General features: G+C 63.5%; 17 protein-coding genes. 10 read left to right on the forward strand and 7 right to left on the reverse strand.

Going from position 1 to position 17,047, the window contains the following annotated elements:
- Window positions 1-43 precede the first annotated feature (43 nt).
- Window positions 44-1,174, reverse strand: a complete 1,131-nt coding sequence (locus EOC83_RS11630; RefSeq protein ID WP_063170195.1) for a metallophosphoesterase — start codon at window positions 1,172-1,174, stop codon at window positions 44-46.
- A 110-nt stretch (window positions 1,175-1,284) separates the two neighbouring features.
- Here EOC83_RS11630 and EOC83_RS11635 point away from each other — a divergent pair, with 110 nt between their 5' ends.
- Window positions 1,285-1,878 (forward strand): hypothetical protein, encoded by a 594-nt coding sequence (locus EOC83_RS11635; RefSeq protein ID WP_013532403.1) that lies wholly within the window; start codon window positions 1,285-1,287, stop codon window positions 1,876-1,878.
- Window positions 1,879-1,898: 20 nt separating this feature from the next.
- Here the strand turns inward: EOC83_RS11635 and EOC83_RS11640 are convergent, their stop codons facing one another.
- The gene (locus EOC83_RS11640; RefSeq protein WP_013532404.1) at window positions 1,899-2,579 is read right to left on the reverse strand and encodes a TetR/AcrR family transcriptional regulator; all 681 of its coding nucleotides are present in this window, start codon (window positions 2,577-2,579) and stop codon (window positions 1,899-1,901) included.
- A gap of 95 nt (window positions 2,580-2,674) precedes the next feature.
- On the opposite strand from EOC83_RS11640, the gene EOC83_RS11645 reads away from it, so the two are divergent.
- On the forward strand, window positions 2,675-3,460 hold the full coding sequence (locus tag EOC83_RS11645; RefSeq protein ID WP_013532405.1) for an NIPSNAP family protein: 786 nt from the start codon (window positions 2,675-2,677) through the stop codon (window positions 3,458-3,460).
- 82 nt (window positions 3,461-3,542) lie between these two features.
- On the opposite strand, the gene EOC83_RS11650 is transcribed toward EOC83_RS11645, so the two are convergent.
- Complete coding sequence (locus tag EOC83_RS11650; RefSeq protein ID WP_013532406.1) at window positions 3,543-4,355, reverse strand: alpha/beta hydrolase; 813 nt, start codon at window positions 4,353-4,355, stop codon at window positions 3,543-3,545.
- 8 nt (window positions 4,356-4,363) lie between these two features.
- Window positions 4,364-5,302 (reverse strand): choline ABC transporter substrate-binding protein, encoded by a 939-nt coding sequence (choX, locus tag EOC83_RS11655; protein WP_013532407.1) that lies wholly within the window; start codon window positions 5,300-5,302, stop codon window positions 4,364-4,366.
- Between the two features lie 81 nt (window positions 5,303-5,383).
- On the opposite strand from choX, the gene betI reads away from it, so the two are divergent.
- A complete protein-coding gene (betI, locus tag EOC83_RS11660; RefSeq protein WP_013532408.1) occupies window positions 5,384-6,022 on the forward strand; it encodes a transcriptional regulator BetI in 639 nt (212 codons plus the stop codon).
- Between the two features lie 123 nt (window positions 6,023-6,145).
- Window positions 6,146-6,904 (forward strand): SDR family oxidoreductase, encoded by a 759-nt coding sequence (locus EOC83_RS11665; protein WP_013532409.1) that lies wholly within the window; start codon window positions 6,146-6,148, stop codon window positions 6,902-6,904.
- Here the strand turns inward: EOC83_RS11665 and EOC83_RS11670 are convergent.
- On the reverse strand, window positions 6,889-7,887 hold the full coding sequence (locus EOC83_RS11670) for a LysR family transcriptional regulator (RefSeq protein ID WP_013532410.1): 999 nt from the start codon (window positions 7,885-7,887) through the stop codon (window positions 6,889-6,891). The two genes, EOC83_RS11665 and EOC83_RS11670, sit on opposite strands and share 16 nt — an antisense overlap.
- Before the next feature lie 106 nt (window positions 7,888-7,993).
- Between EOC83_RS11670 and EOC83_RS11675 the strand changes: the two genes are divergently transcribed.
- The 4 genes from EOC83_RS11675 to EOC83_RS11690 all read left to right on the forward strand — a co-directional run bounded on the left by EOC83_RS11675 (window position 7,994) and on the right by EOC83_RS11690 (window position 11,246).
- Window positions 7,994-8,473, forward strand: coding sequence for a cupin domain-containing protein (locus tag EOC83_RS11675; protein ID WP_013532411.1), 480 nt, complete (start codon window positions 7,994-7,996; stop codon window positions 8,471-8,473).
- A gap of 158 nt (window positions 8,474-8,631) precedes the next feature.
- Window positions 8,632-10,029, forward strand: a complete 1,398-nt coding sequence (fumC, locus tag EOC83_RS11680) for a class II fumarate hydratase (protein ID WP_013532412.1) — start codon at window positions 8,632-8,634, stop codon at window positions 10,027-10,029.
- A gap of 235 nt (window positions 10,030-10,264) precedes the next feature.
- Entirely contained in the window at window positions 10,265-10,684 is a 420-nt protein-coding gene (locus EOC83_RS11685; protein WP_013532413.1) for a DoxX family protein, read from the forward strand.
- A 157-nt stretch (window positions 10,685-10,841) separates the two neighbouring features.
- Window positions 10,842-11,246: a DoxX family protein gene (locus EOC83_RS11690; RefSeq protein WP_013532414.1), complete on the forward strand. Its 405-nt coding sequence runs from the start codon at window positions 10,842-10,844 to the stop codon at window positions 11,244-11,246.
- Window positions 11,247-11,531: 285 nt separating this feature from the next.
- Here EOC83_RS11690 and ppx read toward each other — a convergent pair whose 3' ends face one another.
- Together ppx and EOC83_RS11700 are read right to left on the reverse strand one after the other, a co-directional pair.
- A complete protein-coding gene (ppx, locus tag EOC83_RS11695; RefSeq protein ID WP_013532415.1) occupies window positions 11,532-13,067 on the reverse strand; it encodes an exopolyphosphatase in 1,536 nt (511 codons plus the stop codon).
- Complete coding sequence (locus EOC83_RS11700) at window positions 13,067-15,268, reverse strand: RNA degradosome polyphosphate kinase (RefSeq protein ID WP_013532416.1); 2,202 nt, start codon at window positions 15,266-15,268, stop codon at window positions 13,067-13,069. The genes ppx and EOC83_RS11700 overlap by 1 nt, the downstream gene beginning before the upstream one ends.
- A gap of 211 nt (window positions 15,269-15,479) precedes the next feature.
- Here EOC83_RS11700 and EOC83_RS11705 point away from each other — a divergent pair, with 211 nt between their 5' ends.
- Together EOC83_RS11705 and EOC83_RS11710 are read left to right on the forward strand one after the other, a co-directional pair.
- Entirely contained in the window at window positions 15,480-15,725 is a 246-nt protein-coding gene (locus EOC83_RS11705) for a zinc-finger domain-containing protein (protein WP_013532417.1), read from the forward strand.
- Window positions 15,726-15,744: 19 nt separating this feature from the next.
- Window positions 15,745-16,986 (forward strand): FAD-dependent monooxygenase, encoded by a 1,242-nt coding sequence (locus tag EOC83_RS11710; protein WP_013532418.1) that lies wholly within the window; start codon window positions 15,745-15,747, stop codon window positions 16,984-16,986.
- Window positions 16,987-17,047 lie beyond the last annotated feature (61 nt).

Here is a 17,047-nt window from a genome sequence, read left to right on the forward strand (position 1 = left end):
ACGCGCTTTATCGAGGGAAAGGCGGTCGCGAAGGCCGCCTTTTTCAGGTGCTCCAACCCTTGCTGAAAGCATTGGTGAAGGCGACCTCGCCGTGATCGCCGGTCGCCTCGCCCAGCACCACGTCCATGCCGTCGCTGGTCACCCTGGCCAGCGCGAAACCGCCCATATAGGCAGCCTTCGGCTTGAACAGGTCGATCCCGTCCCTGCGATAGATCAGCGGCGTTTCGTGCTGGTGGCCATGGAAAATGCCGACGATATTGTAGCCCTTCAGCGCCGCCAGCAACGCCTGCCGGTCGGCCTCGCTCCACCAATGCGGCGCACCACTGCCGTCATCATCGAAGTGCCGCTTGGCGGCATCCCAACGTTCCACCGAGAAGGTGTCCCAGCCATAATGCTGGAACAGGATGACCGGACGGCCGTCCGCCGCATAGGTCGCCAGATCCTGCTTCAGCCATGGCAGGCTGCTCTCGGCGCCGTGGCCGGTATCGCCGGCGAAACGATGCGTCTGGATCAGATGCAGGCCGCCCCAGTCCCAGGAGTAGCAGTCGGTGTCGACATCATAGTCGGTGGCCGGCACCGGCGGCTTGAAGAACACGCCGGCGCGATGGTTGACCTCGACATAGTCGCGCAGTTCGCGCCGATACCAGTCGACATGGTGCGGCGGGCCGTTCTGGTCGAGATCATGGTTGCCGAGCCCGATATAAACCGGCATGTGCACGCGATCGGGACCGACGCCCTGGCTGTAGCGTTGGCTGAACTGGAGCAGTTGGGTGCCCTCGCTCGGCTGCGTGATCTGGCCGCCGCCATCGTCGGTGATGTCGCCGCCGACGACAAGGCCGAGCGGCGTGCCTATCCTGCCGGCCGAACGCAGGCCGGTGGCGACGCCATTGATCTCAGTTGGCCAGTCCTTGTCGCCAAGCGCATTCAGCGCCGCCACGTTGCGCAGCAGCGCGGCGTCGGTCTTGCCTTCCTGCAGGCAGTTGGGGCTCAAGCCGCTCGCCATGCGGCAGGCATGGACATCGGCGATGAACAGGAAAGTGGCGTCGATCGACTGGACGCGTTGCCCGGTCTGGCTGAAGGCCGGGCGCGACAAGGCGCCGGCCGCGGCAAATCCTGCAGCCTGCGCCAGGAAGTTGCGTCGGGAAAGCGATGCAGTCGAACGGCGATTCATCATACGCTGATTCAGCATGGACAGCGGCCGGTCGTCCAGCGCCTCTGCGCCATCATCGACATGATGCCACGGGTCTGGCATGTCTCGCTTGCGCAAGCGGAGGAGGACGAAAAATGAAAGCCGCACCTATCTGCATGATCCTGGCCGCGATGTTGTGCGCGAGCACTGCGCATGCGGCCGGTTGCGTCGACGTCAAGTCCGCCAGAAAGGGTTTCGTTCTGGCGAGGCCCGGCATCCAGAGCGAATTTCGGCCCGTGGCCGGCGGGATGATGTCGGTTGCCAACACCTACGAATCGCAATCGCCGCAAACCCAGTATCTGTTTGCCGGCCTGATCGAGGTGTTTCGCGACAGCGACACCGGTCGCCTGGCGATGATCCCGCTTTCCGATCTGCGAAAGCTGTTTCCGCTGAAGGCGGGGACAAAGGCCGCGATAGAGTTCGTCGAGCTGTCGCCGAACAAGCCGCCGAAGGGCACCAAGACGCTGAGCCTGGTCGTCAAGGGCAAGGAGACATTCAGCCTGGGCGAGTGCAAATACAATGTCCTGGCGGTCAAGGAGACCTTCAAGAACGGTGCCGGCGAGACGCTGGATTCATTTACCGCCCTCTATGCGCCAGATCTGCAAGCCGCGCTCGCGCGGCGCTACGATGAAGGCACCAGTTCGGAATCCGTCAACGGCTACGAGACGATCAAGCCGCTGGCCGAGTAGCTGAACCAGAGCACGGCGAGTCAAGGGGTTCCCGGCCGTGGCAGTATCCTGTTGCGTCGCCTGGCCGCCAATGCGCCCTGCGATGGCGACGGCGCGCTTCGCTCAAGTCCCGCCAGACAATCCCGCAGCACACCGGCATCCTGCGTGGCCTTGGCCATCGACATCGCTCCGGAATAGGCGGCGACCGTCAGCGCGGCGAAGCGTTCGGGGTCCGTGCCCTCGTCCTTGCCCACCTGCTGGTCGGCATGCAGCTTGTCGGCAATCGCGCGCCGCCACCCGGCAAATATCCCGGCAAGGGCAATGCGGAAATCCGGGTCGGCAAGCGACAGTTCGTGCGCCAGATTGTTGAGCGGACAGCCGCGCACGAAACCCTGCTGCTCCAGTTGCGCCGCCACGGCCTCGAACACCGCGCGCACGCCTTCGCGGGCCGACGCCGCCGCCAGCACCGGCGCGATCCATGTCTCTTCGACCGCTGCCGCCACACGCTCGTCGATCACCGCCAGCGCGAGCGCCTTCTTGGTCGGGAAATGGTGATGCAGCGCACCGCCGCTGACACCCGCCGCCGCCATCAGGTCGCCGATGCTGGAGGCGTGATAGCCGCGCGCCTGGAACGCGTCCTCGGCGACATCGAGCACTTTCTTGCGCATGCCTTCAGGGTCGTTGATGCGTTTTCCCGGGCGCGGTTTTGGTTGAGCGATCATCTCTGCTGACATTGCCGGACATTAGCATATTGACAAAACAGGACAACCGGTCTGTTTTACAAACAGGACAATCACCCTGTTTTGGAGAATGCCGGATGAACCTGCCCCAGAACGTCGCGCCGAAACCCTCGGCGCTCGCCTCGCCTGTCGTCGAGTTGCGGCAATACACGCTGAAGCCAGGCCAACGCGACACGCTCATCGACATCTTCGACAGCAGGCTGATCGAGGGCCAGGAGGCCGCCGGCATGACCATCATCGGCCAGTTCCGGGATCTCGATCGGCCTGACATGTTCGTCTGGATGCGCGGCTTCGACAGCATGGATGCGCGGAAAAATGCTCTTGCCGCTTTCTATGGCGGGCCGGTCTGGGCGGCGCACCGCGATGCGGCCAACGCGACGATGATCGATTCCGACGATGTGCTGCTGCTCAAGCCGGCGTGGCCGGGCGCCGGCTTCGACCTTGCGGGGGCGCAGCGGCCAAGCCTGGCCGGCGACGAAAAGCCCATTCGAAACAGGCCGCTGACCGGCATCGTTGTCATCGAGATTCATCATTTGCAGCCCGGCACGGAGGCAGATTTCACCACCCGCTTCGAGATTGAGACGGCGTGCCTGATGACGGCCGACGCACGCCTGCTCGCCGCGTTCGTGACCGAGCCTGCCGAAAACAATTTTCCGCGCCTGCCGGTACGGGCTGACGAAAACGTCTTCATCAGCGTCATGGGTTTTGCCAGCACAGAAGCGCATGCCCGCCACAAGGCCGCGCTTGCCGCCTCGCCGGCATGGCAGGATTTTTGGCGGGCCGCGCAACCCGGCTTGACCAAACCCACGGAGACCTTGCGGCTGTCGCCGACATCGCAATCACTGGTCGGGATCTATTCCTAAAGCGCGTCGACGCGCTTAGGAATAGATCCTTTTTTGTGCATTTCGTTCTCCCAAAACCGGGGCCACTTTTGGGCGACATGCATCAGACTTCAAATGCCTCGACGATGGTCTTGGCGACAAGGGCCGGGTCTTCCCAATGCGGGTTGTGGCCACAGCGCTCGGCCCGGACGAAGACGGCTCCGGCAAGAGCGGATTGCAACGCCTGCTGGTGCGCCTCGCCGAACAGCGGGTCGCAGGCGCCGGCGATGATCAGCGTCCGGGCCTGCACGGCCCGCGCCGCATCGCTCAGATCGGCGCTGCGGATTTCCTCGAGAATCGCGCGCCAGCGCGGCGCCGGCAATGCCGACGCGTCTCTCGCCAAGCCGGCGAGAAAGGCTGGAGGCACGTCGGGACTGCAGGCATGCCACCAGGCGTAGAACGGATCGGCCGGCGATATCGGGTCGCGCAGCGCCTCGACGCCCGCGACCAGCGGATGATCCGGCGCGAAATCGGGCTTTAGCGTGCCGGCCAGCACCACCAGCCCGCCAATCAGCTCCCTGTGTCGCCCTGCCAATGCGATGGCCACCATGGCGCCCAGCGAATGGCCGACGACGAGCGGCCGGTCGAGCCGCAAGCGTAGGATCAGCCCGGCAATATCGTCGGCGAAATCGGCTATGCCGCAGCCTTTGCCGGCCTGCGAGGCGCCGTGGCCGCGCAGATCCGGCATGATCAGACGGCGGCCGGCCAGATAGGGCGCCAGAAGCGAAAAGCTGCGGCTGGTGTCGGTGAAGCCGTGCACCGACAGCAGTGCCGGCTCGGCGCCTGTTATCTCGACATAGGCGATGTCGAGATTGCCGACAGTGACGAACTGCTTGCGGCCGGCCCAGCCGTCCTGGTTCGCGCAGGCATTCAGCACCGCCGCCCTCACAGGCCGAGCTTTTCCTTGACCGCGGCAAGGCCGGGTTGGCCGTCGAAGGTGGTGACACCGGCGAGCCAGGCATCGAGACGGCTCTTGTTGGCCGTGATTGCCTTCAGCGCGCCGTCCTCCGGCTTCATGCCGTCATTGATCAGATAACCCATGCCGACATTCTCGAAATCGATGTCGAAGGCGAGGTTTTTCAAGAACTGTGCGACGTTCGGGCATTGCTGCAGATAGCCCTTGCGCACCTGCGTCGTCACCGTCGCGGCGCCGAAATTCGGGCCGAAGAACTTGTCGCCGCCGGTCAGATATTTGAAGTCGTACATCATGTTCATCGGGTGCGGCGCCCAGCCCTGGAAGACGATGAACTGCTTCTCCTTGATCTCGTAGCCGACCTCGGAAAGCATGCCGGCTTCGCTCGATTCGACCACCTGCCAGCCGTCCAGGCCAAAGGCGGGATCGGCGATAGCGTCCATCATCAACTGGTTTGAACCGGGCTCGATGCCGTACATTTTCTTGCCGAATTTGTCGGCGAATTTGTGCAGGTCGGAAATGTCCTTGACGCCGGCTTCCCAGACATAGGTCGGCACGGCGAATGTGTATTTGGCGCCTACGAGATTGACGCGCACATTCTCGACCGAGCCGTCCTTCTTGTAGGGCTCGTAATAGGTGACCATGGCCGGGTCCCAGTAGCCCAGGAACAGGTCGAGGTCCCTGTTTTTCATGCCCTCGTAGATGACGTTGATGCCGAGCACCTGGCTTTGCGGCTGATAGCCAAGCGCCTCCAACAGGACATTTGCGACTCCTGTGGTGAAGGCAAGGTCGTTCCAGCCGGGTTCGGCCATGCGGACCGTCTTGCACTCTTCGGCCTCGGCCGCCTGGGCCGCATGAGTGGCCAACATGAGGCCGGCAAGGCAGACGCCATTTGCAAGGATGCGCAACATTTCGGTTCTCCTCGTCCGTAAAATTGACCAATTGGTCTTTTTATTGTCCCATGGGTCAATTCTTGATCTGAACGGACGAAGATGTCAACGTGGATTCGAAATGCATGGACCGATCCCGTGAAACTCAAGCGTCTCAGTGAGATCCGCCGCAAGGAATTGCGGCAGGCGGCCTTCGCGGTGCTGGAGCGCGAGGGCATTGCCGGCGCGACACTGGAAAAGGTGGCGGCGCAGGCCGGTGCCTCCAAGGGCATCGTGCTGCACTATTTCCGCAACAAGCAGGAATTGTTCGAGCACGCGATGCGTGAGGCAAACGCCGTCCTGTGCCAGGCGGTGATCGCGCGGCTTCGCCGGGCGCAGACTCCGATGGAGCGCATGGATGCGGTGATCGAGGGCAATTTCGAGGAGCATCTGTTCCAGCCGCCTCTCTGCCATGCCTGGCTGTCGCTCTGCGCCGAGGTGCCGCGCGACGAGAAGATGGCTCGTATCCAGAGGGTGATCCATGCGCGCATGCGCTCGAACCTGTTGTCGGGCCTGCGCGGCCTCGCCTCGCCCGGAGATGCCGACGACATCGCGCTTGGCGTCACCGCGCTGATCGACGGGCTTTGGTTGCGGCTCGGCCTGCAGCCGGGCAGCGTGTCGCGCGAACAGGCTGTCCGCCAGGTCAAGAATTATGTCGCGGGACGGCTGGCTTTGGGGGAGCTTGCGACCGCCGGCGCTTAAACCAGCCTCGGCCGGCCTGCCGGGTGGCGGCGGTCGAAGTTCATACCGTGGGATTGGCTGACGGCTTGACCTTGGCCGCCACTATACGGTGCTCTCGACGACGCAGAAATCTCGGAGCATCCGATGAGACTTCACAAAAAGCGCGCGCTGGTTACCGGCGGGTCGGACGGTATCGGCCTGGCGATCGCCGAGGCCTTTTCGCGCGAGGGCGCCGACGTCCTGATCGTCGGCCGTGACACCAAAAAGCTCGACACTGCCGCCAAGCAGCTCGGCGGCACTATCGAGACGCTGTCGGCCGATCTTGCCACCTCGGCCGGCATCGCGGCCGTCGGCGAGCACGTCAAAGAATCCGGCAGGCCGCTCGACATTCTCGTCAACAATGCCGGGGTGGCTTTCCTGGTGCCGTTCGAGACCGTCAGCGAGGCGCAGTTCCAGCAATCCTTCGCGCTCAATGTGACGGCGGTGTTCTTCCTCACCCAGGGTCTGCTGCCGCATCTGGCGGCCGGCGCGTCGGTGATCAACGTCTCGTCCTATTTCGCCAACAAGATGATCCCGAAGCGGCCGTCGAGCCTCTATTCCCTGTCAAAGGGCGCGTTGAACTCGCTGACCAAATCGCTGGCCTTCGAACTCGGCCCGCGCGGCATCCGCGTCAACGCCATCGCGCCGGGCACTGTCGACACCGCCATGCGACGCAAGACCGTCGACAATTTGCCGGCCGAGGCAAAGGCCGAGCTGAAAGCCTATGTCGAGCGCAGCTATCCGCTTGGCAGAATCGGCCGCCCCGACGATCTGGCGGGCATCGCAGTGTACCTCGCTAGCGACGAGGCGGCCTGGACCAGCGGCGGGGTCTTCTCCGTCGACGGTGGTTATACTGCGGGCTGATCCGTCCGGGCGCCACGCCAAGCGCCGACATTTTCTGCGACGCCACTTTCTACAAATCCAAGTACGCCTACCGCCTCCAGGACCTGATCGCGAACCCAGCGATGGGGTGGCTCGTCGTCGTGGCGCGCGTGCCAGTACATCCTGATTTCCGGAACAGCAATGGGAAGCGGTGGTTCAAAGATGACGAGCGGCAGGGTCTCGGCCGCCCAAACCGCGAACTGCCTGGGCACCGCCGACAGGTGGTTTCCATTTGCCACGGCTAATGCGACAGCCTGAAAGTGCGGCAGGGTCAGGCTTACACGGCGCGTTCGCCCGATCTTGCGGAGCGCCTCGTCGGTGGAGCCCGACATCGAGCCGTCGATAGAACGAAGAATATGGGGCAGTTCGCAGAAGAGGTCGATCGGCAGAGTCTTGCCTTCCATGATTCCCGCCTGCCTGATCGCAGCGTTGTCGTGCGCGGCGATGATGGCGAATGGTGAATGGAACAGAGGCGTGCTTGAGACCCAGTCGGAGACCTCCAGCGGACGCTCGAGCGCTACGTCGATTTCATCCTCCTGGAGCAGCCGCGAGACATCGCCGCGCGCGCTATCGAGAAACCTTAGCGACGCGCGCGGCGCGGCGCCAGCGATGCGTGCCGCCAGCGCTGGCATCAGCATCATGGAAAAGAAATCCGCCCCCATGAACGTGAAGGTTCGCTCCAGTTCCGCCGGATCGAACGCCTTGGCCGAATGGAAGACGCGTTCGATCTCGCGAAGCGCCACGCGCAACGGCTCGGCCATGCTCTCGGCGCGCGGTGTCGGCATCATGTCATTGCCCCGTCGCACGAACAGCTGGTCGTTGAGGAGATGTCGCAAGCGATTGAGCGCAGCGCTGACGGCAGGCTGGCTGAGGCCGATCTGCTCGCCGGCACGCGTAACGCTTCTCTCCCGCAGAAGGGCGTCGAACACCTTGATGAGATTGAGGTCGAGCGCGTTCAAATTCATCGCATCAATTCGCCCCATACGATCATTCGATTTCCGTTGTCGGCGTATCCCTGGCTAGATCGTCATCGGCCCAGCAGGCACAGGCAACAGAAGGATCAGACACGCCATGACAATGACCCCCGGCACGATCACAGGCAAGGAACTCTTCTGGTTCAACAACACGCTCGTCGCGATCCACGTCTCGTCGATAGCAGGAGAGGACGGCACCTGCGTCGTCGAGCATCACATGCCCTATGGCGACTCGCCACCGCTGCATGCGCATCGCAGGGAAGACGAAGTGTTTCACATCCTGGAGGGGAGATTGCGCTTTCAGATCGACGGCCACGAACGCATTGCGGACGCCGGCGAAACCGTCATCGCACCGAAAGGCCTGCCGCACACCTACCGGGTCGAATCCCCGGAAGGTGCGCGCACCCTCACCATCACGCGCGGTTCGGATTTTGAGACGATGCTGCGTCAGGCGAGCCGTCCCGCCGAACAGCCCGAACTGCCGCCGCTGATGGAACCAACACCGGAAATCATCGCGGCACTGGTGCAGCTTTGCGCAAAAAACGGCATCGACATTGTCGGTCCGCCGCTGGGGTGAGAGGCCGAAACTGCGCAGTCCTTCCCTTCTCCCCTTTGTGGGAGAAGGAGAGACGCGCCGCGCCTTCAACCGATTTGCATCCTCGCCGCCCGCATTCTCCGCTTGAAGCCGTTTGTGCAACGCGATACGCCGTTGCCGACTTCGACAAGGAGAGACCCGTGACCGCTGCAAAGACCAGAACCGAAACCGACACGTTCGGTCCCATCGAAGTCGCCGCCGACCGGTATTGGGGCGCGCAGGCGCAGCGTTCGCTCGGCAATTTCAAGATCGGCTGGGAAAAGCAGCCGGCGTCGATCGTGCGCGCATTGGGCATCGTCAAGCGGGCGGCGGCCGAAGCCAACATGGAGCTCAAGCGGCTCGATCCGGCGATCGGCAAGACGATTGTCGAGGCAGCGCAAGAGGTCATCGACGGCAAGCTCGATGAGCATTTCCCGCTGGTGGTCTGGCAGACCGGTTCGGGCACCCAGTCCAACATGAACGCCAATGAGGTGATCTCCAACCGGGCGATTGAGATGCTGGGCGGTGTCATGGGCTCCAAGAAGCCGGTGCATCCCAACGATCACGTCAATATGAGCCAATCGTCGAACGACACCTATCCGACAGCCATGCACATCGCCTGCGCCGAACGCATCGTGCACGATCTGTTGCCGGCACTGAAGCACCTGCACAAGGCACTCGCCGCCAAGAGCAGAGAGTTCAATCACATCATCAAGATCGGCCGCACGCACACGCAGGATGCCACCCCCCTTACGCTTGGCCAGGAATTTTCGGGCTATGCCGCGCAGGTCGCTTCGTCGATCAAGCGCATCGAGCTGACGTTGCCCGGCTTGCAGGAACTGGCGCAGGGCGGCACCGCCGTCGGCACCGGCCTCAACGCGCCGGTCGGCTTCGCCGAAAGGGTCGCGGATCGCATCGCCTCCATCACCGGCATCGCCTTCGTCACCGCGCCGAACAAGTTCGAGGCGCTGGCGGCCCATGATTCCATGGTGTTTTCGCACGGCGCCATCAACGCGGCGGCCGCCGCGCTATTCAAGATCGCCAACGACATCCGCTTCCTCGGCTCAGGCCCGCGCTCGGGCCTCGGCGAACTGTCGCTGCCGGAAAACGAACCGGGCTCGTCGATCATGCCGGGCAAGGTCAACCCGACCCAGTGCGAGGCGCTGACGCAGGTCTGCGTACAGGTGTTCGGCAACAATGCGGCGCTCACCTTCGCCGGCAGCCAGGGTCATTTCGAGCTCAATGTCTACAATCCGCTGATGGCCTACAACTTCCTGCAGTCGGTGAAGTTGCTCTGCGACGCCTCGGTCTCCTTCACCGACAATTGCGTCGTCGGCATCGAGGCCCGCGAAGACAACATCAAGGCGGCACTCGACCGCTCGCTGATGCTGGTGACGGCGCTGGCGCCGACCATCGGCTACGACAATGCCGCCAAGATCGCCAAGACCGCGCACAAGAAGGGCACCACTTTGCGCGAGGAAGCGCTCGCCACCGGGCTGGTCAGCGAAGCCGATTACGACCGGCTGGTGCGGCCGGAGGATATGACGCATCCGGGGTAGGCAATTCCAGGAAAAGTGTCTGCGGTTTTCGGTCCGGAATTGCGTCAACCAAAAGCCCGGTATTTCGTGAGGGGAGAATTTACTCCCGTCACGACCTCACCCGAAGCGAATTTTGCGCAGGCCGCCCGATCACGGAAACGTAAGTACTGTGAACAATGTGTCGCCAGTCTGGTGGCTTTGGTGAACAGTCGGTTTGCTCTATCTCCCCGGCATCAACCCATCCCGGAGAGCCACCATGTCCACCAACATTTCAGTCGCCGGTTCCGGCGCATCCAATGCCTCGACCACCATCCTCCTCGGCCGCGTCCTGCTCGCGGTCATCTTCCTGCTTTCAGGTTTCGGCAAGCTCACCGCCATTAGCGGAACAGCGGGCTATTTCGGCAGCCTCGGCCTGCCCTTGCCGACCGTAACGGCCACCGTCGTCGGCCTGATCGAGCTTCTCGGCGGCCTCGCCATCCTCGTCGGCTTCAAGACCCGGATTGTCGCCTGGGTGCTGGCGGTCTTCACGGTCGCTACCGGTTTGGTCGCCCATACCGGTTGGGCCGACCAGATGCAGATGATCCAGTTTCTCAAGAACCTCGCCATTGCGGGCGGCTTCCTCGTGCTGGCTTCCTCGGGCGCCGGTGCCTATTCGATCGACGCCAAGCGCGGCTGAGCCAAGACCCGGCAATAGCCGAACAAGAAAGCGGCGCGGAATTTTCCGCGCCGCTTTTTCGTTGTTGGTGCATGACCGCCGATCTGTCGGCCGGAGTTTCTGATAGGATCGGGGCTATCGGGACGAGGCCGGCCGGCGGCCGACAACGGAGGTGAACATGCCCCGCAACGCGCTGCTCCTGCTCTCCCGGCTGCTGCTCGCCGCCCTGTTCGTGCCTTCCGGTTTCCATGCATTGAGCGACATCGCCGGCACCACAGGCTATTTCGCCGGCCTCGGCCTGCCGCTGCCGACACTTGCTGCCTGGGGCACGGGACTGTTCGAACTGATCGCCGGGCTGCTCATCCTGGTCGGTTTCCAGACCCGGATCATAGCGCTTCTGCTCGCTGCCTTCTGTATCGTCGCCGGCTTCATCGGCCATTATGGCCAGGGCGGCGGCGACGCGATGCTCGCCTTCCTGCACCAGCAGATGCTGATGAAGGACATTGCGATATCAGGTGGGTTTGTAGCGCTGGCGATGGCCGGCGCCGGCGCATGGTCGATCGACGGGCGCGGCGCGGTTTGATATTTTTGCGTAGATGGGCCCGAGCTGATCGACCCCACTCCGTCTCGGCTTCGTCGAGTCACCTCTCCCCTGATCGACGGGGTAGAGGAAGGCCGCGAGCCTATTGCCGCCAACGCTCTTCCAACGAGGCTCCCTTCCTTTCCCTCCGGAGGGGGGAAAGGTGGCGCTGCAAAGCAGCGACGGATTGGGGGAAGCCGGTCATCAAAGGCGAAGCCGCCGGCGAAGTACGACCGGCAGGTCTCCGCTTAAGTCAGATAAGACACGGGTCTGCTAGCAGCTAGCGCCTTATTTCACTGACATGCTGGGGCCACCCTCGACGGCCAGCACCAGCCGGCGGTTGGTGATCCTGGCCAGCTGCGCCAGGCGCCCGGCCGGCCGCTCGCCATAGAGATCGGCCAGCGATGCCGGCAAGACCAGCGCCAGCACGCCGTTGGCGCGCTGTTCCCATTTCAGCCTGGGCATGATGCCGGGCATCGACGCCGTCAGCAGGTAGACGACGCGCATCATCGCGGCGAGGACGCGGGCGCGCTCCAGATAACGCGGCGATGCCAGAGCCTTGATCTCGGGGGCGATGGCTTCGTTGAAGATGCCGTCGTGACGATAGGCGTTGGCCATCGCCAGGAAAGCACGGCCAGGATGGTCGACGCCGAAGAAGGACGCGTGCGCAATGATGTTGAGCGATTGCTTGCCGCGGTATTCGGGATGCGCGCGCCAGCCGATGTCCGCCAGCAATGCGGCCGCGTGGCGGTAGCGCGCCTCGTCCTCGGTCTCGTCGATGCCGAAGGCGGCAAAGGTCTTGGCGGTCCAGTCGACAAGTTCATGCGCATGGGTGACGGAGCGCGAGCGCAGGCGGGCGAGTTCCTCCGAGGCCGAAATCAGCGGATCGGCCTTCCGCTCGGCCTCGTCGAGCAGCGAATAGAGAAAGCCTTCGCGCACGCCAAGCGCCGAGACGATGATCTTCGACGGCTGCATCGCCGCCATGATCTCCTGCAGCACGATGGCGCCATAGGGCAGCAGCGAACGGCGGTTCTTCGAAACGCCTTCGATGCCCTTGACCTTCTCGATCTCGGCCTTGGCCACCTGCTTGAGGAAGTTCGCCGCGCTTTCGGCCGATATCTCGTAATGGTGCATGACGCCAAGCGGATAGTTGGTCATTTCCATGTGCAGCCGGGCAAGATTTCGCCAGGTGCCGCCGACGGCGTAGAAGGGCCTGCCCTGCCCGCCTTTCAACAGCTTGGCCTTCGCCAGTTCGTCACGCGCGATCCTGGCCGCCTGGGTCAGCGAGTTCTTCGCCATGTCCTGCAGGCGCAGGCCGCCCAGCGGCAGCGTGATGCCGTCGCCGATCGCCTCGCCGCTGACATCGACCAGTTCGAGGCTGCCGCCGCCCAGATCGCCGGCGATGCCATCGGCCGGATGGAAACCGGAAATGACGCCGAGCGCGGAATAGTACGCTTCCTGACGACCGCTGATCACTCGGATCTCGGTCTTCAGCACATCCTCGGCGCGGTGGATGAAATCGGGGCCGTTGACCGCCTCGCGGGCCGCCGCGGTCGCCAGCACATACATCTGCTCGGCGCCCGCCTGGTCGGAAAGCGCACGAAAGCGGCGGAACTCTTCCATCGAGCGCGTTACCGCCTCGGGGTCGAGCTTGCCCGTCGAAACGATGCCGCGGCCGAGACCGGCCAGCATCTTTTCGTTGAACAGCATGGTCGGCGAGCGCGCCAGCCCCTCATAGACGACGAGACGGATCGAGTTCGATCCGATGTCGATGATGGACAGCGGTCGGCGGTCCTGCAGCCGGCCCTGAGAATCAGACAGCATCAGCCGGACGCTGCAGCGTTCTTCTTGCGGCGCTTGAACTGCGCGATGCGCTTGGGCGCATGCGACTTCAGCGCGTCACCCCGTCCCGACAGGCTCGGATTGGTCATGAAATATTCCTGCGCGTTGAACGGTTCCTCGCCCTCCTCCAGCACGACGCGCCGGGAGGTTCCATCAGCCAATACGTCGAAACTTTGCTGATTGTCCATAATGTTGCCCAGCATGATCTGGCCAAGGATCTGTTCATGCACAGTTGGATTGGTGATCGGCACCATGGTTTCGACGCGGCGGTCGAGATTGCGCGGCATCAGGTCGGCCGAGGAGATGTAGACGATCGCCTCGTCCGACGGCAGGCCGAAACCATTGCCGAAACAATAGATGCGGCTGTGCTCGAGAAAACGGCCGACGATCGATTTTACGCGGATGTTTTCCGACAGGCCCGGAACCTGCGGCCGCAGGCAGCAGATGCCGCGCACGACAAGGTCGATCTCGACGCCGGCGCGGCTGGCATCGTAGAGCGCGTCGATGATGATCGGATCGACGAGGGCGTTCATCTTCATCCAGATGCGCGCCGGTTTGCCTTGCACCGCGTAGGCAATCTCGTCGGCAATGTGCTTCAGGATGCGGCTTCTCAGCGTGAACGGCGAGATCGCCAACCGCATTTCGTCCGTCGGCTCGGCATAGCCGGTGATGAAATTGAACAGCTGGGCGACATCGCGGGCAATCGTCGGATCTGTGGTGAAGAAGGACAGGTCGGTGTAGATGCGTGCGGTGACCGGATGGTAGTTGCCGGTGCCGAGGTGCACGTAATTGCGCAGCTTGCCGTCCTCGCGCCGCACCACCAGCGACATTTTCGCATGTGTCTTCAGTTCGAGAAATCCGAACACCACCTGCACGCCGGCCCGCTCCAGGTCGCGCGCCCAGCGGATGTTGGCTTCCTCGTCGAAACGCGCCTTGAGCTCGACCAGCGCGGTGACCGACTTGCCGGCCTCGGCCGCGTCGACCAGCGCGCGCACGATCGGGCTGTCGTTGGAGGTGCGGTAAAGCGTCTGCTTGATCGCCACCACCTCCGGATCGGCCATTGCCTGGCGCAGGAACTGCACCACCACATCGAAGGATTCGTAAGGGTGATGGACGACGATGTCCTTCTCGCGGATGGCGGCGAAACAATCGCCGCCATGCTCGCGGATGCGCTCGGGAAAACGCGGATTGTAGGGCGTGAATTTCAGGTCGTCGCGGGGAACGGCGACGATCTCGGAAATCTGGCTGAGCGCCAATGGACCGGTCAAGACGCTGATGCGGCTGGACGACACGCCAAGCTCGCCGGCGACGAAATCGCGCAATTCGCCAGGCATCAGCCTGTCGAATTCGATGCGGATCACCGATCCGCGCCGACGCCGCTTCAGCGCCGTTTCGAACAGGCGCACGAGGTCCTCGGACTCCTCCTCGACCTCGATATCGCTGTCACGGATGATGCGGAACGTGCCGGAGCCCTTGACCTCGTAGCCGGGGAAGAGCTTGCCGATATAGAGGCCGACAGCCTCTTCCAGCGGGATGAAGCGGACATGATGCTTGCGGTCCGGCAGACGGATGAAGCGCTTCAGCGCCACCGGCAGGCGCAGCAGCGCGCTCATCTCCTCGCCATTCTTGCGATGGCGCAATTGCAGCGCCATCGAGAAGCCGAGATTGGGGATGAACGGGAACGGATGCGCCGGGTCGATCGACAGCGGGGTCAGCACCGGGAAAACCTGTTCCTGGAAATGGTCTTCCAGCCAGATTTTCTCGTCCTTGGTCAGCGCATCGCGGGTGATGCTCTCGATGCCTTCCTTGTTGAGCAGCACGGTGAGCGCCGAAAGGCTCTTCTGCTGGTCTTCCTGCAGCCGCTCGACCTCACGCAGCAGCTGTTCGAGCTGCTGTTCGGGGGTGCGGCCGTCGGGGCTCTTCAGCGTGATGCCCTCGCGCACCTGGCCGGCAAGACCGGCGACTCGGACCATGAAGAACTCGTCGAGATTGGCGGCCGAGATCGACAGGAAGCGGACGCGCTCCAGCAGCGGATGATTGAGGTTCAGCGACTCCTCGAGAACGCGCCGGTTGAACTGCAGCCAGGAAAACTCGCGGTTGACAAACCGGTCCGGGTTGCCGCCTTCCGGGCGAGCCACCTCGACATCCACGAATTCGTTCTGCACCGGCTTCAGTTCGTTCATGATTCCCGCTCTTCCACACCCGCTCAAGCCGGCTAGCCAGTCACTCTAGCGACCCATGGTCCCTCCCGGAAACCGAAATCGGTTTTCGGGCCATGGGTTAACCGGCTTAACTTATCCTCTGACAGGCTTTTGCGACAGTTTGATTTCATCGAACTTGCAAAGAGGCCTGATATGATCCAGATGCAGACGAGACTGCGTTAAGGAGACGACGATGGCAGGCGGTTCCATTCCCCATTTTCAGAACGATGCGGGCTATCCGGCAATCGACATCGGCGTGAAGGAATTCATGTGCACGGGCGCCAATCCGCCTTTCGACCACCCGCATGTGTTTCTGGACATGGGCGACGACAATGAAAAAGTCTGTCCCTATTGCTCGACGCTCTACCGCTATTCGCCGAAGCTGAAGGCGACGGAAACGCTGCCGGCCGGATGCATCTACATCGAACAGGCCGCCTGAGACTTTCGCGACCAGCCCGATGAACGACACGCGTTCCCGGCAAATTGTCGTCGCCGGGGCCGGTGTCGCCGGATTGACCGCAGCCCTTGCATTCGCCTCGCGCGGCTACGCGGTTCGGGTGTTCGAACAGGCGCAGCGCCTGGAAGCTGCCGGCGCCGGCATCCAGCTCTCTCCAAACGCGACGCGCATCCTTCGCCAGCTTGGCGTGCTCGACCGGCTGCTGCCGGCAGCGGTGCGGCCGCAAGCCGTGGTGTTGAAGAAGGCCGCGACCTTGCGCGAACTGGCGCGCGTGCCGCTGGGGCAAGCCGCCGAAACCCGCTGGCAAGCACCCTATCTCGTCGCGCACAGGGCCGATCTGCAGAGCGCATTGACCGCGCGCGTTGCCGAGGTGCCGGATATCCATCTCACCACCGGCGCGCGCATCGGCGACGTTGCCTCCGGCCCGCATGGCATCACGGCGACGGCCGAGATCGACGGCAAGACCATCGAGGCGGAGGGCTTCCTGCTGGTCGGGGCCGATGGCGTCTGGTCATCGGTGCGCCCACTTGTCGACTCGGCCAAGGGGTCGGCTTCGCCAAGAAACCATTTCTCCGGCGAACTGGCCTGGCGCGCGACCATCGCAGCCGATAGCGCCGCGGGGCAGAGCTTTGCCGCCATCGGCGCCAGGGACTGCGTCACCACCTTCCTGCATCCCGGCTTCCATATGGTGGCCTATCCCGTCAGCAAGGGTGCGGCCTTCAATCTCGCGGCCTTCACCAGGGGCGACCGCATTGCCGAGGGCTGGTCCGGCAACGCCGACGCCGGGATCCTGACCCGAGCTCTTGCCGGCACTGCGGCAGAACTTGCCCGTCTGGTCGAGCAGGCCGGCCCGTGGACCGCGTGGCCGATCCACACTGTCGACCCGCAACAGCCCTGGACAACACCGAACGGCATGGCGCTGATCGGCGACGCCGCGCATGCGATGACCCCATTCGCGGCGCAAGGTGCGGCCATGGCGATCGAGGATGCAGCGACGCTTGCCGACGCCGTCTACGCCTCCCCTACGAACCCGCTGGCCGCGCTTGCGGTTTGGGAACAGTCACGGCGGCCGCGTGTCGCGCAGGTCGCCCGACGCGGCGCTGTCAACCGGCTGGCCTGGCATGCCGCAGGGCCGGTGGCGATTGCGCGCAACGTGTTCCTGAAAATGCGCTCGTCGGAAAAACTCGCGGCGGATTTGGACTGGCTCTATGGCTGGCGGGCACCGGAGGCTGACGAAAGCTGAAACCTGCGAAAGGTTGGCGGGACAGAGGGGGGTGTGAAGGAACGCGACACTCGCCAATTCG

It is taken from the genome of Mesorhizobium sp. Primo-A (assembly GCF_003997175.1).
Lineage (GTDB): Bacteria > Pseudomonadota > Alphaproteobacteria > Rhizobiales > Rhizobiaceae > Mesorhizobium > Mesorhizobium ciceri.

What these genes read in the sequence shown, in the direction of transcription:
- EOC83_RS11630 (WP_063170195.1), bottom strand. Translation starts at nt 1,174, where the DNA reads ATGATGAATCGCCGTTCGACTGCATCGCTTTCCCGACGCAACTTCCTG.
- EOC83_RS11635 (WP_013532403.1), top strand. Translation starts at nt 1,285, where the DNA reads ATGAAAGCCGCACCTATCTGCATGATCCTGGCCGCGATGTTGTGCGCG.
- EOC83_RS11640 (WP_013532404.1), bottom strand. Translation starts at nt 2,579, where the DNA reads ATGATCGCTCAACCAAAACCGCGCCCGGGAAAACGCATCAACGACCCT.
- EOC83_RS11645 (WP_013532405.1), top strand. Translation starts at nt 2,675, where the DNA reads ATGAACCTGCCCCAGAACGTCGCGCCGAAACCCTCGGCGCTCGCCTCG.
- choX (WP_013532407.1), bottom strand. Translation starts at nt 5,302, where the DNA reads ATGTTGCGCATCCTTGCAAATGGCGTCTGCCTTGCCGGCCTCATGTTG.
- betI (WP_013532408.1), top strand. Translation starts at nt 5,384, where the DNA reads ATGTCAACGTGGATTCGAAATGCATGGACCGATCCCGTGAAACTCAAG.
- EOC83_RS11665 (WP_013532409.1), top strand. Translation starts at nt 6,146, where the DNA reads ATGAGACTTCACAAAAAGCGCGCGCTGGTTACCGGCGGGTCGGACGGT.
- EOC83_RS11670 (WP_013532410.1), bottom strand. Translation starts at nt 7,887, where the DNA reads ATGAATTTGAACGCGCTCGACCTCAATCTCATCAAGGTGTTCGACGCC.
- EOC83_RS11675 (WP_013532411.1), top strand. Translation starts at nt 7,994, where the DNA reads ATGACAATGACCCCCGGCACGATCACAGGCAAGGAACTCTTCTGGTTC.
- EOC83_RS11685 (WP_013532413.1), top strand. Translation starts at nt 10,265, where the DNA reads ATGTCCACCAACATTTCAGTCGCCGGTTCCGGCGCATCCAATGCCTCG.
- EOC83_RS11690 (WP_013532414.1), top strand. Translation starts at nt 10,842, where the DNA reads ATGCCCCGCAACGCGCTGCTCCTGCTCTCCCGGCTGCTGCTCGCCGCC.
- ppx (WP_013532415.1), bottom strand. Translation starts at nt 13,067, where the DNA reads ATGCTGTCTGATTCTCAGGGCCGGCTGCAGGACCGCCGACCGCTGTCC.
- EOC83_RS11700 (WP_013532416.1), bottom strand. Translation starts at nt 15,268, where the DNA reads ATGAACGAACTGAAGCCGGTGCAGAACGAATTCGTGGATGTCGAGGTG.
- EOC83_RS11705 (WP_013532417.1), top strand. Translation starts at nt 15,480, where the DNA reads ATGGCAGGCGGTTCCATTCCCCATTTTCAGAACGATGCGGGCTATCCG.
- EOC83_RS11710 (WP_013532418.1), top strand. Translation starts at nt 15,745, where the DNA reads ATGAACGACACGCGTTCCCGGCAAATTGTCGTCGCCGGGGCCGGTGTC.